The organism is Rhodococcus sp. NS-SX18, assembly GCF_057367935.1.
In genome coordinates, this window is the sequence record NZ_CM170633.1 from 3,025,332 (window position 1) to 3,036,821 (window position 11,490).

The 11,490-nt window shown below is 70.4% G+C and carries 13 protein-coding genes; 3 read left to right on the top strand and 10 right to left on the bottom strand.

Going from position 1 to position 11,490, the window contains the following annotated elements:
* Window positions 1–4: 4 nt before the first annotated feature.
* Entirely contained in the window at window positions 5–1,018 is a 1,014-nt protein-coding gene (gene bioB, locus AC2IPW_RS13985; protein ID WP_486375060.1) for a biotin synthase BioB, read from the bottom strand.
* A 127-nt stretch (window positions 1,019–1,145) separates the two neighbouring features.
* On the opposite strand from bioB, the gene AC2IPW_RS13990 reads away from it, so the two are divergent.
* Complete coding sequence (locus tag AC2IPW_RS13990) at window positions 1,146–1,808, top strand: TetR/AcrR family transcriptional regulator C-terminal domain-containing protein (protein ID WP_486375061.1); 663 nt, start codon at window positions 1,146–1,148, stop codon at window positions 1,806–1,808.
* A 26-nt stretch (window positions 1,809–1,834) separates the two neighbouring features.
* Here AC2IPW_RS13990 and AC2IPW_RS13995 read toward each other — a convergent pair whose 3' ends face one another.
* Genes AC2IPW_RS13995 through AC2IPW_RS14010 form a run of 4 tightly spaced genes read right to left on the bottom strand, consistent with a single transcriptional unit; the run spans window position 1,835 to window position 5,654 of the window.
* Window positions 1,835–2,581 (bottom strand): succinate dehydrogenase/fumarate reductase iron-sulfur subunit, encoded by a 747-nt coding sequence (locus tag AC2IPW_RS13995; protein ID WP_450120782.1) that lies wholly within the window; start codon window positions 2,579–2,581, stop codon window positions 1,835–1,837.
* A 2-nt stretch (window positions 2,582–2,583) separates the two neighbouring features.
* Entirely contained in the window at window positions 2,584–4,500 is a 1,917-nt protein-coding gene (locus AC2IPW_RS14000) for a fumarate reductase/succinate dehydrogenase flavoprotein subunit (protein WP_003935830.1), read from the bottom strand.
* A 57-nt stretch (window positions 4,501–4,557) separates the two neighbouring features.
* The gene (locus AC2IPW_RS14005) at window positions 4,558–5,373 is read right to left on the bottom strand and encodes a hypothetical protein (protein WP_416061225.1); all 816 of its coding nucleotides are present in this window, start codon (window positions 5,371–5,373) and stop codon (window positions 4,558–4,560) included.
* Window positions 5,370–5,654: a hypothetical protein gene (locus AC2IPW_RS14010; RefSeq protein WP_003935832.1), complete on the bottom strand. Its 285-nt coding sequence runs from the start codon at window positions 5,652–5,654 to the stop codon at window positions 5,370–5,372. The genes AC2IPW_RS14005 and AC2IPW_RS14010 overlap by 4 nt, the downstream gene beginning before the upstream one ends.
* 268 nt (window positions 5,655–5,922) lie before the next feature.
* Here AC2IPW_RS14010 and AC2IPW_RS14015 point away from each other — a divergent pair, with 268 nt between their 5' ends.
* Both AC2IPW_RS14015 and AC2IPW_RS14020 read left to right on the top strand, forming a co-directional pair.
* Complete coding sequence (locus AC2IPW_RS14015) at window positions 5,923–6,075, top strand: hypothetical protein (protein WP_003935833.1); 153 nt, start codon at window positions 5,923–5,925, stop codon at window positions 6,073–6,075.
* 35 nt (window positions 6,076–6,110) lie between these two features.
* On the top strand, window positions 6,111–6,539 hold the full coding sequence (locus AC2IPW_RS14020; protein WP_416061226.1) for a hypothetical protein: 429 nt from the start codon (window positions 6,111–6,113) through the stop codon (window positions 6,537–6,539).
* Window positions 6,540–6,654: 115 nt separating this feature from the next.
* Here AC2IPW_RS14020 and AC2IPW_RS14025 read toward each other — a convergent pair whose 3' ends face one another.
* The 5 genes from AC2IPW_RS14025 to AC2IPW_RS14045 form a co-directional block, all read right to left on the bottom strand.
* Entirely contained in the window at window positions 6,655–7,086 is a 432-nt protein-coding gene (locus tag AC2IPW_RS14025; protein WP_003935835.1) for an ATP-binding protein, read from the bottom strand.
* An 85-nt stretch (window positions 7,087–7,171) separates the two neighbouring features.
* The gene (locus AC2IPW_RS14030) at window positions 7,172–7,561 is read right to left on the bottom strand and encodes an STAS domain-containing protein (RefSeq protein ID WP_003935836.1); all 390 of its coding nucleotides are present in this window, start codon (window positions 7,559–7,561) and stop codon (window positions 7,172–7,174) included.
* Window positions 7,562–8,291: 730 nt separating this feature from the next.
* Window positions 8,292–8,987 (bottom strand): dethiobiotin synthase, encoded by a 696-nt coding sequence (gene bioD / locus AC2IPW_RS14035; RefSeq protein ID WP_486375062.1) that lies wholly within the window; start codon window positions 8,985–8,987, stop codon window positions 8,292–8,294.
* On the bottom strand, window positions 8,984–10,123 hold the full coding sequence (locus tag AC2IPW_RS14040; protein ID WP_289378331.1) for an 8-amino-7-oxononanoate synthase: 1,140 nt from the start codon (window positions 10,121–10,123) through the stop codon (window positions 8,984–8,986). The genes bioD and AC2IPW_RS14040 overlap by 4 nt, the downstream gene beginning before the upstream one ends.
* Window positions 10,124–10,201: 78 nt before the next feature.
* Window positions 10,202–11,482: an adenosylmethionine--8-amino-7-oxononanoate transaminase gene (locus AC2IPW_RS14045; RefSeq protein WP_289378332.1), complete on the bottom strand. Its 1,281-nt coding sequence runs from the start codon at window positions 11,480–11,482 to the stop codon at window positions 10,202–10,204.
* Between the last annotated feature and the right edge of the window lie 8 nt (window positions 11,483–11,490).

The following is an 11,490-nucleotide window of genomic DNA, read 5'->3' on the forward strand; positions in this document are numbered from 1 at the left end:
CCTCCTAGAAGGTCTCGCCGAGCGCCTTGATCGGCATCTTCAGCTCGCCGAGCAGGTCGAGGTCGGACTCGGCGGGCCGGCCGAGGGTGGTGAGGTAGTTGCCGACGATGACGGCATTGATGCCGCCGAGGATGCCCTGCTTGGCGCCGAGATCGCCGAGGGTGATCTCGCGGCCGCCGGCGAAGCGCAGGATGGTGCGCGGCAGCGCGAGCCGGAACGCGGCAACGGCCTTGAGCGCCTCTGCCGCCGGCAGGACCTCGAGGTCCCCGAACGGGGTGCCCGGGCGCGGGTTGAGGAAGTTCAGCGGCACCTCGTCGGGCTCGAGGGCGGCGAGGTCGGCGGCGAATTCGGCACGCTGCTCGAGCGTCTCCCCCATGCCGAGGATTCCGCCGCAGCACACCTCCATGCCGGCCTCACGGACCATCCGCAGCGTCTCCCACCGCTCCTCCCAGGTGTGGGTGGTGACGACCTGGGGGAAGAAGGAGCGGGCGGTTTCGAGGTTGTGGTTGTAGCGGTGCACTCCCATCGCGGCGAGCTGGTCGACCTGCTCCCGGGTGAGCATGCCGAGCGAACAGGCCACCTGGATGTCGACCTCGTTGCGGATCGCTTCGACACCGGCGGCGACCTGGGCCATCAGGCGTGCGTCGGGCCCTCGGACGGCGGCGACGATGCAGAACTCGGTGGCACCGGTCTTGGCCGTCTGCTTGGCGGCCTCGACGAGGCTGGGGATGTCGAGCCATGCCGAGCGGACCGGGGAGGCGAACAGTCCCGACTGGGAGCAGAAGTGGCAGTCCTCGGGGCAGCCGCCGGTCTTGAGGCTGATGATGCCCTCGACCTCGACCTCAGGGCCGCACCAGGCCATCCGGACCTCGTGGGCCAGGCCGAGCAGCTCCTCGAGCCGGTCGTCGGGCAGCCGCAGCACCTCGAGCACCTGCTCGCGATCGAGTCCCTCGCCGCGCCCCAGCACCTGTTCGCGGGCGAGGGCGAGGATGTCGGCACGGGCGGGGGCCTGGGTCACGGGAGTCTCCTGGAGGATGTGGGTCACGGCAAACTTGAACACCGTTCACTTGAACGATGTTCAGGCTAGGGTGGCGGTGGTCTACTGTCAACGCGACGGATGCTCGGGAACCAGACGGGAGCGAACGGTGCAGTTGCGACGCGGCGACGTCCTCGACGGCGCGATGGCGATCCTCGACGAGTACGGTCTCGGCGATCTGACGATGCGCAAGCTCGCCACCTCGCTCGGCGTCCAACCCGGCGCCCTGTACTGGCACTTCCCGAACAAGCAGACCCTGCTCGGGGCGATGGCCGATCGCATCCTCGACGGCGTCGCGGCCCCGCCCACCGCACCCACCTGGGACGGCGCCCTCTCCGAACTCGCGCATCGGTTCCGCGCCGCACTGCTCGCGCACCGGGACGGCGCGGAACTCGTCGCCGCGACCTACGCATCGCGCCTGACCACCGCGCGGGTGCGCGAGGCGTTCGTCGCCGCGGGTCTACGCGCCCGGCTGTCCCGGGCACACGCCGAACTCGCCGGCTATGCACTGCTGCACTACGTCCTCGGCCACACCGTCGACGAGCAGTCCCGCCTGCAACTCGCCGAACTCGGGGCACTGACCCGTAAGCCCGTCTCCCCCGACGTCTCCACCGAGACCGCAGCCGGTTCGGACGACGACCTGCACGACGGGGATCCGGCCGTGCGCTTCGATTTCGGCTTGACCCTGTTCATCGACGGCATCCGCACCCGCTTGCACACGGGCGGCGCCACGTCGCCCGGACCGAATGTCACACCGGTGCAGTCCAACTGAACGAATGTGACATTCGGGCGGGCCGCTCAGCGCCGGAACAGCTTGTTTCCGAGCCAGACGATCGGGTCGTAGCGACGGTCTACGACGCGTTCCTTCATCGGGATCAGCGCGTTGTCCGTGATGTGGATGTTCTCCGGGCACACCTCGGTGCAGCACTTGGTGATGTTGCACAACCCCAGTCCGTGTTCTTCCTGGGCGGAGGTGCGCCGATCGGCCACGTCGAGCGGATGCATCTCGAGTTCGGCGATCCGCATCAGGTACCGGGGCCCGGCGAACGCCTCCTTGTTCTCCTCGTGGTCGCGCACCACGTGGCAGACGTTCTGGCACAGGAAGCACTCGATGCACTTGCGGAACTCCTGCGACCGCTGCACGTCGATCTGCTGCATCCGGTACTCCCCGGGCGCCAGTTCGGGCGGGGGCGCGAACGCCGGGATCTCCCGGGCCTTGGCGTAGTTGAAGGACACGTCGGTGACCAGGTCCCGGATCACCGGGAAGGTGCGCAGCGGAGTCACGGTCACCACCTCGTCCTCGGCGAAGACCGACATCCGGGTCATGCACAGCAGCCGTGGACGGCCGTTGACCTCCGCCGAGCAGGACCCGCACTTGCCCGCCTTGCAGTTCCATCGCACCGCCAGGTCGGGGGCCTGGGTGGCCTGCAACCGGTGGACGATGTCGAGAACGACCTCCCCCTCGTTCACCTCGACGGCGTAGTCGCGCAGTTCGCCGCCCCCGTCGTCGCCGCGCCAGATCCTGAATGCCGCTCGGTAGCCCATGGCTACGGCCTCCGTCCCGGATGTTCCGCGAGTTCGTCGTCGGTGTAGTACTTGGCGAGTTCCTCCACATCGAAGAGTGCCAACAGGTCCGGACGCATGGGCACCTGACGTTCGGGCGCGACGGTGACATCCGGGATCGATCCGCCGCCGTCGCCCGTGCGGCACACCAGCAGCGTCCGGCGCCAGTTCGGGTCCATCGACGGGTGGTCGTCGCGGGTGTGCCCGCCCCGGCTCTCGGTGCGCAGCAACGCCGCCCGGGCCACGCACTCGCTCACCAGCAGCATGTTGCGCAGATCCAGGGCGAGGTGCCAGCCGGGATTGAACTGCCGGTGACCCTCCACGGCGACGTTGCGGATCCGTGCCCGCAACGCAGCGAGATCGTCGAGGGCGCGGGCAATCTCGTCGGCGCGCCGGATGATACCCACCAGGTCCTGCATGCACTGCTGCAACCCGGTGTGCAGGGTGTACGGGTTCTCCGCCGTGGCGGGCTCGGCGGGATCGAAGGGGGCCAGCGCCGTGCGCGCCGCCGCGACGACGTCCGCCTCCGCGATGCGTGGACGGTGTCCGAGGCCCTGCACGTAGTCGGCGGCGCCGAGACCGGCGCGCCGACCGAACACCAGCAGATCCGACAGGGAGTTGCCGCCGAGCCGGTTCGATCCGTGCATCCCGCCCGAGCACTCGCCGGCGGCGAACAGGCCGGGCACGGACGCGGCCCCGGTCTCGGGATCGACCTCGATCCCGCCCATCACGTAGTGGCAGGTGGGACCGACCTCCATCGCCTCGGCGGTGATGTCGACGTCGGCGAGTTCCTTGAACTGGTGGTGCATCGACGGCAGTCGCCGGACGATCTCCTCGGCGGGCATGCGCGAGGCGATGTCGAGGAACACCCCGCCGTGCGGGGTGCCACGACCGGCCTTGACCTCGGAGTTGATGGCGCGGGCCACCTCGTCGCGCGGCAACAGGTCCGGGGTGCGGCGATTGTTCTCCTGGTCGGTGTACCAGCGGTCGGCCTCTTCCTCCGTCTCGGCGTACTGGCCTTTGAACACCGGCGGAATGTAGGAGAACATGAACCGTTCGTCCTCGGAGTTCTTCAGCACCCCACCGTCACCGCGCACCCCCTCGGTGACGAGGATGCCCTTGACGCTCGGCGGCCACACCATCCCGGTGGGGTGGAACTGGACGAACTCCATGTTGATCAGGGCGGCCCCGGCCCGCAGCGCAAGCGCATGACCGTCGCCGGTGTACTCCCACGAATTCGACGTGACCTTCCAGGACTTGCCGATCCCGCCGGTGGCGAGGACGACGGCGGGGGCCTCGAACAGCACGAACCGGCCGGACTCGCGCCAGTACCCGAACGCACCGGCGATGCGGCCCTCACCGTCCTTCAGCAGTTCGGTGACGGTGCACTCGGCGAACACCCGCACACGGGCGTCGTAGTCGCCGGTGGCGGCGTAGTCCTCCTGCTGGAGCGACACGATCTTCTGCTGCATCGTGCGGATCAGCTCGAGCCCGGTACGGTCGCCGACGTGCGCGAGCCGGGGGTAGGTGTGACCACCGAAGTTGCGCTGGCTGATCCGACCGTCAGGGGTGCGGTCGAACAACGCACCGTAGGTCTCGAGTTCCCACACCCGGTCGGGGGCCTCGCGCGCATGCAGCTCGGCCATGCGCCAGTTGTTGAGGAACTTCCCTCCGCGCATGGTGTCCTGGAAGTGCACCTGCCACGAGTCGTGCGGGTTGGCGTTGCCCATCGCGGCGGCGCAGCCGCCTTCCGCCATGACGGTGTGGGCCTTGCCGAACAGCGACTTGCACACGACCGCAACCCGCAGTCCGCGCTGACGCGCCTCGATGACGGCACGCAACCCCGCCCCGCCCGCGCCGATCACCACTACGTCGTAGCTGTGCCGTTCGACGTCCGCCATCCAGTCCTCCTCTGCTGCCGAACCGCCCGCGGCAGGCGCCCGGGCCGGCGTCGTAGCTCAGCCGACGAACCGCAGGTCCGAAATGGTGCCGCTCGCCACGAGCATGATGTAGAAATCCGTGATCATCAGGGTGCCCAGCGTGGTCCACGCCAGCTGCATGTGCCGGGTGTTGAGTCTGGAGACGAACGTCCAGACCCGGTAGCGCAGCGGGTGTTTCGAGAAATGCTTGAGCCGGCCGCCGGTGACGTGCCGACACGAGTGGCACGAGACGGTGTATGCCCACAGCAGCACGACGTTCACCACCAGGATGACGTTGCCGAGCCCGAACCCGAAGCCGCCCCCGGCGCCGTGGAACGCGAGGATCGCGTCGTAGGTGTTGATCGCCGAGATGACGAGCGCGGCATAGAAGAAGTAGCGGTGCGAGTTCTGGATCAGCAGCGGCAACCGCGTCTCCCCCGTGTACCGGGCATGCGGCTCGGCGACGGCGCAGGCCGGCGGCGCCAGCCAGATCGAGCGGTAGTAGGCCTTGCGGTAGTAGTAGCACGTCAGCCGGAACCCGAGCAGGAACGGCAGCGACAGGAACGCCAGCGGGATCCACATGGGCAGCTCACCCACCCATGTGCCGAAGTGCCGGGCGCCGGGCACGCACGACGCGCTGACGCAGGGTGAGTAGAACGGCGTGAGGTAGTGGTACTCCTCGACCCAGTACGCGGTGCGGACGAACGACCGGATCGTCGCGTACACGACGAAGACGGCCAGTCCCAGCGTGGTGAGCAGCGGCGGTTGCCACCACCGGTCGGTACGTAGCGTGCGCGCCGCGATCCGAGCCCGCGTCGCGGAGCGCACACCGGTGCCTGCCGCCGGCACGCTCACCGCGAGCCGTGCAGGCCGCCGAGCCCCTCGTCGTCGCAGTCGACGCCGCGGAAGATCTCGTCGTACGGGGTGTCGGGGATCGGGATCCGCTCGCCGACCGGCCGGGACGCCTCACGCGGTGGGGAGGCCGCCAGGTCCTGCGCGTCGATGTCGAGCCGGTCCACGTCGTTGACCAGACGACGCACGGCGGCGGCGTCGCCGTACCTCGACCGGAGCGAGGTCAGACAGTGCCGCAGGTGACCGATGGTGCGGTGCAGTTCCTGCATTTCGGTGGTGGACATTCGTACCTCCGAGAGGTCGTCGGCACGTCGACACCTGCCGACTCGATGTGACAGCTATCACAGTACGACATTCGTGCGGCCTCGCATGCGAATCCGGCCATCGACGCGCACGCGTCGTGACCGCACGGGGCGCCGAGCCGGATCCGGACAGAACGTGCCAGAAAATGTGAAATATCCGTTACAGGTTTCGAAAACCCGCGCTCCGGGAAGACTTGGATGCCACTGTGAAAGCAGCACGCGCTGAAGAGAGTTAGGACAGAGAAACGTCATGCAGACCACCTTGTTCGCCTCCGCCGCCTCCCGCCGTGCAACGGCCACTGCCGGCTCGGCCATGAGCACCGAGGAGATCAAGCGCCACATCGAGGCGATGTTCGCCGAACCGCGCACCGACGAGCAGTCGGCCGGAACCGGACGCGCATGAGGTCGACGACGTCGATACGGAAAGCAGGGGATCAGATGACTTCAGGATCGATCGAGGGGGGATCGGCCGGCGAACTGCTGATCGTCGGCGACTGCTCCCGGGTGCTCGACGGCGCCCGCGGGGCCGAGCTGCGGAGCTGGGCACGGGAGCACGGATTCGGACTCACCGATGCCTTCGCCGGAGGCCGAGTGGTGTGCGCGATCGTCGCCGAGGAAGTGCTCGACGGCGCGTGCTCCGCTGCCGAGGCGATGACGATGCAGGCCGTGCGCGCCGCAGGCGTTCCGTGCGTCTGCGTGCACGACGCTCCCGAACGGATACTCGACGCACTCGCCGGTAGCGGCGTGCCGGCCGATGTGGTGGCCTCTCCGGCGCGAGACGTGACGGCTCCCCTCGGGACCGTGTGCACCTCGGTGTTCGCCGCGAGCGGCGACGCCGGCAGCCGTCGGCACCCGCAACCCGCCTGAGGTTTCTTCCCGGAACGGATTCCGGCCCCGACGCGCGAAACGTCGGGGCCGGAATCCGTTCGTGGTCACGATGGCGCCCACCCGACTCGCGTCGGCCGGTGACCGTCGAACTCCCCTAGGGCAGCTGCCAGCGCATCGCCACCTGCGTGCCGTCGGGGTTGACGGCCAGGTCGGTATCCGCGGCCAGATTCCGGATCAGCGCCAGGCCGTGCCCCCGGGAGTTACCGGCCGCCGGGGTGTCCGACTCCCGCCAGTGCCCGTGGTCGGTGACGACGATCTCCACACACCGGTCCTGCGGCGAGTAGTTCGCCTCCAGGTCGACCGTGCCGTCACCGTCGGTCGCGACGTACGCGTGCTCCACGGCGTTCGCGAGCGCCTCGTAACTGGCCAGCAGCACGTCCTGGCCGCCGACCTCGGCGAGCCGCAAGCCGCTGAGCCAGCGGTCGAGCGCCTGCCGCAGCATCGTCACCTGTGAGGCCTCGGCACGGACCCCGCGAAAGTACAGTCCGGTCGCCAGAAAGGCCGGTGCTACGCCCCGCGTCTGCATCCTCGTTCCCTCGTCGTCGCCAGGTCCCCGACAGGATCACGCCCCGGACACGTCCGTCCGGTCGAGCCTGCGCGGCCCGATCGGCTCATGCCTCCGTGCCGGCTTTGTCGGCCTGCAGAGCGGCCAGCGCCTCGTCGAGGCGGCTGTGGATCGGGAACACCTCGTCCAGCCCGAGCAGCGACAGCGGCCGGGCGGTGGCCGAACCCTGCGCGACGACGGCGTAGGGAGTCGTGCCGGCGGTCTTCTTCGACAGGTCGACCAGTACGGCGATGCCCACCGAGGCGAGGAAGTTGACAGCACCGAGGTCCACGATCAGGCCCCGGCACTTGTCGTTGCCCAGGGTGGCGACGGCTTCCTCCTCGAGCTGCGGGGCGCTGACCAGATCCACGTCACCGGCCACCGACAGCACCGCGATGTCGCCGCTCCACGCTTGGGAAACGGCCATGATCGGCTGTTCGGAAGTCGCTTCGTTCATCTGTCCATCATGCAAGACACTGTCCTCCTGTGCGATAGCGGGTCCGATCCCGAGGGTCGGAGTCGAGGGGGTATACCTACGGCGAGCAGGACGATGTCGTCCTGGGCGCCGGGCGGGAACCGGTTTCGAAAGTCCGGCGACGAGCCGGGCGGGGGTGGAGTCCGGCGCGCTCGTCACAGGGAATCCGACGTCGCTCTCTTCCCCGAATCTCTCCCGTTCGTCGGGGCCGGCCCGGGTGAGCCCGTCGGCGGGGAGCAACAGGGCCTCCCCCGGCTCCGGGCCGATCGGGCGCGACGGTGCCGAGCCGTCGACCGTCCGTGGTGGTGACGGGTGTAAAGGGGTCGGCATCGACGATCGACACCGTTGCCCCCGGCGTCCCGGACCGGGACGGGGTGTTCCGGCCGAGCGGGCCGTCGAGAATGTGGTCGGGCGAGACTGCCCGCTCGTGGGCCGTCCCGCACTGCTGGTGATCGAGCACCCTCATCGCTTGCGCTGTCTCCTACACCGACTTCCGGTCTGCCTCGGTCGGTGATACGCAGCGGTCGACACCGGACGCGGCGAGCACTGCGTAGCACTGACGCAGGGACGCGTCGTCGGGACGCGTCCTCACAGGCACTACGGCTGGTGTCTCAACCGCACCGGACACCCTACCCGAACTCGTCGGCTTCGCACATTCGTTCACCTACGGCACGCGTGGCGGTACGCAAGGCCGGCCGCTGCGGGGAGGGGGTCAGGTCCGAACCGGCATCCCGAGCCGGTCGGCAGGCAGCCAGCGGGTGGCCTGCTCGGCGAAGGACACGGCGTCGAGGGCGCCACTGCCCGCCGGAATGCGCCCGAGGAGGGGCACCCCGGTGACCTCGGGTAGATCCTGCAGATTGCACTGCTCGGCAAGACCGGGCTGCTCCGGCCACGCGCCGATCACCACGCCTGCGCACTCGACCCCTCCGGCCTTCAACGCGGCGACGGTCAGCGCGCTGTGGTTCAGGGTCCCCAGGGCGGGCGCCGCCACCACCACGGCCGGGGCGCTCACCGCGGCGGCGACATCGAGGAGGGTGAATCCGTCCCTGCCCAGCCGGACGAGCAGCCCCCCGGCGCCCTCGACGAGAACGAGGTCGTACTCGTCGGCGAGCGCGCGCACGGCGGCGACGACGACGGGCAGGTGCAGCAGCGGCCGTCCGCTGCGCCGCGCCGCGGTGTCCGGCGCCAGGGGCTCCGGGTAGCGGGCCAGCTCCACGGTGTGCACGCGGCCCCCGGTGAGCCGGGTGATCTCGGCGAGGTCGCCGGGAGCGTCGTCGGCCACTCCGGTCTGCGCCGGCTTGCACACGGCGACCCGAAGCCCCGCCGCCGCGGCCACCGCGGCGTAGGCCGCCGTGACGACGGTCTTGCCCACGTCGGTGGACGTGCCGGTCACACAGAGGACGGTCATGCTCGTGCTCCGGACAGCACATCGGTGAGGACGTCGTCGATGTGGGCGAGTTCGTCGGCGTCCAGGTTCGCACGGGCGGTCAGCCGCAGCCGCGACGTGCCCTCGGGAACGGACGGCGGCCGGAAGCATCCGACGTGGACTCCCCGGCTGCGGCACGCCTGCGCGGCATCGAACGCGACCTGTGGGTCCCCGAGCACCACCGACACGACCGCCGACGTGGGGGTGGCGACCCCGGTGATCCTGGCCAGGTCGGCGGCCCGCTCGAGCACGGCTCGGGCCCGGTGCGGCTCGTCACGCAACACGCGCAGTGCACCGCGGGCGGCGCCGACGGCGGCGGGCGCGAGACCGGTGTCGAAGATGAAGGTGCGGGCGGCGTCGATCAGGTGGGCCCGCACGCGAGCATCGGCGAGCACCACGCCTCCCTGTGACGCGAGGGACTTCGAGAGCGTCGCAGTGACCACGACGTCCGGTTCACCGGCGAGCCCCGCCTCGTGGACGAGTCCGCGGCCGCCCTCGCCCCGGACTCCCACCCCGTGGGCCTCGTCGACGAGCAGCAGCGCGTCGTGCGCCCGGCACGCCGCATGCAGTTGCGGCAGTGGCGCGAGGTCCCCGTCGGCGCTGAAGACGGAGTCGGTGAGCACGAGGGCACGCCGCTCGGTGCGGGTCGCGAGTGCCGTCCGCACGAAGTCGACGTCGGCGTGCGGGGCGATCTGCACCCGTGCGCGTGCGAGGCGGCACGCGTCGACCAGGGACGCGTGGCAGCCCGCGTCGGAGACGATCAGGGTGTCGCGGTCGGCAAGGGCGGTGACGGCGCCGAGGTTGGCGGCGTACCCGCTGGCGAACACGAGACCGGACTCGGCGCCGGTGAACTCGGCGAGTTCACGCTCGAGCAGTTCGTGCTCGCTGGTGGTGCCGGTGACGAGGCGGGACCCGGTGGCGCCACCGCCCCAGCGGCGCAGCGCGGCGGTCGCGGCGGCGAGGACCTCGGGGTGCCGGACGAGGCCGAGGTAGTCGTTGGAGGCGAGGTCGACGATGTCCGGCGCCGGGGTGCGCGGATGCAGGGTGCGGCGCAGGCCCGCCGCGCGCCGGGCATCGGCGACGTCGTCGAGCCATTCCAGGCTGGCGAAGACGGTCATGCCCGCAGACCATACCTGAACACTGTTCAAGTCGGAATGCGGGCGCGTTACCGGCTCGCCCGGCACCCCGCCGCCGGGTCAGGTCCGGGCGGCGGCGCACATCCCCGCGGTGATCGTCCGCACGTCGTCGTCCGTGCAGATGTACGGCGGCATCGCGTAGATCAGGTTGCGGAACGGGCGCAGCCACACGCCGGCCGCGACGGCGGCCGCCGTCGCGGCGCCCATGTCCACCGGCCGGTCCAGTTCGAGCACGCCGATACCACCGAGCACCCGCGCGTCCACCACGCCCGGCAGCTCCCGCGCCGGCGCCAGACCCGCTTCGAGGCCCTCGCCGAGCGCGGCCACCTCGCCGCGCCAATCGCGCGAGAGCAACAGCTCCACGGCGGCGACGGCCACCGCGCACGCGAGCGGATTGCCCATGAACGTCGGGCCGTGCATGATGCCGCCGCCCTCGCCCGCGCTGACCGCCTCGGCGACCGCCGAGGTGCACAGCACCGCCGCCAGCGTCAGATACCCGCCGGTCAACGCCTTGCCCACGCACATGACGTCCGGCGCGACGGCCGCGTGATCGGCGGCGAACAGCTCGCCGGTGCGGCCGAACCCGGTGGCGATCTCGTCGAAGATCAGCAGCAGGCCATGGGTGTCGCACATCCGGCGCAACTCGGTCAGGTAGCGGGGATCGTGGAAGCGCATGCCGCCCGCGCCCTGCACCACCGGTTCGACGATCACGGCGGCGAGTTCGTCGGTGTGGGCCTCGAGCGTGGCTTCGAACTCGGCGACGTACGCCGGGTCGAACTCGCGCGGGGGCGCCGGCGCGAACACCTGCCGCTGCAGTACTCCGGTCCACATCGAGTGCATGCCGCCGTCGGGGTCGCACACGCTCATCGGCGCGAACGTGTCGCCGTGGTAGCCGCCGCGCCAGGTCATGAGCCGGTGCCGCCCCGGCCGGCCCACCGCGCGCTGGTACTGCAGGGCGAGTTTGACCGCGACCTCCACCGACACCGACCCGGAATCGGCGAGGAAGACCTTGTCCAGGCCGTCGGGGGTGATCTGCACGAGCAGCTCCGCGAGTCGCGCGGCCGGCTCGTGGGTGAGCCCGCCGAACATGACGTGGCTCATCCGCCCCAGCTGGCGCGTGACCGCCGCGTCGAGGACGGGGTGGCGGTATCCGTGCACGGCGGCCCACCACGAGCTCATGCCGTCGACGAGTTCGCGGCCGTCGCCCAGCCGCAGCCGGGTGCCGTGTGCCTCGTCGACGACGAGCGGGACGGTCGATGCGGGCACGGCTCCGTAGGGATGCCACAGGTGCGCCGCGTCGAGCGCGGCGACCTCGTCGGGATTCAGGCGGCGGGCGGTCACGGGGATCG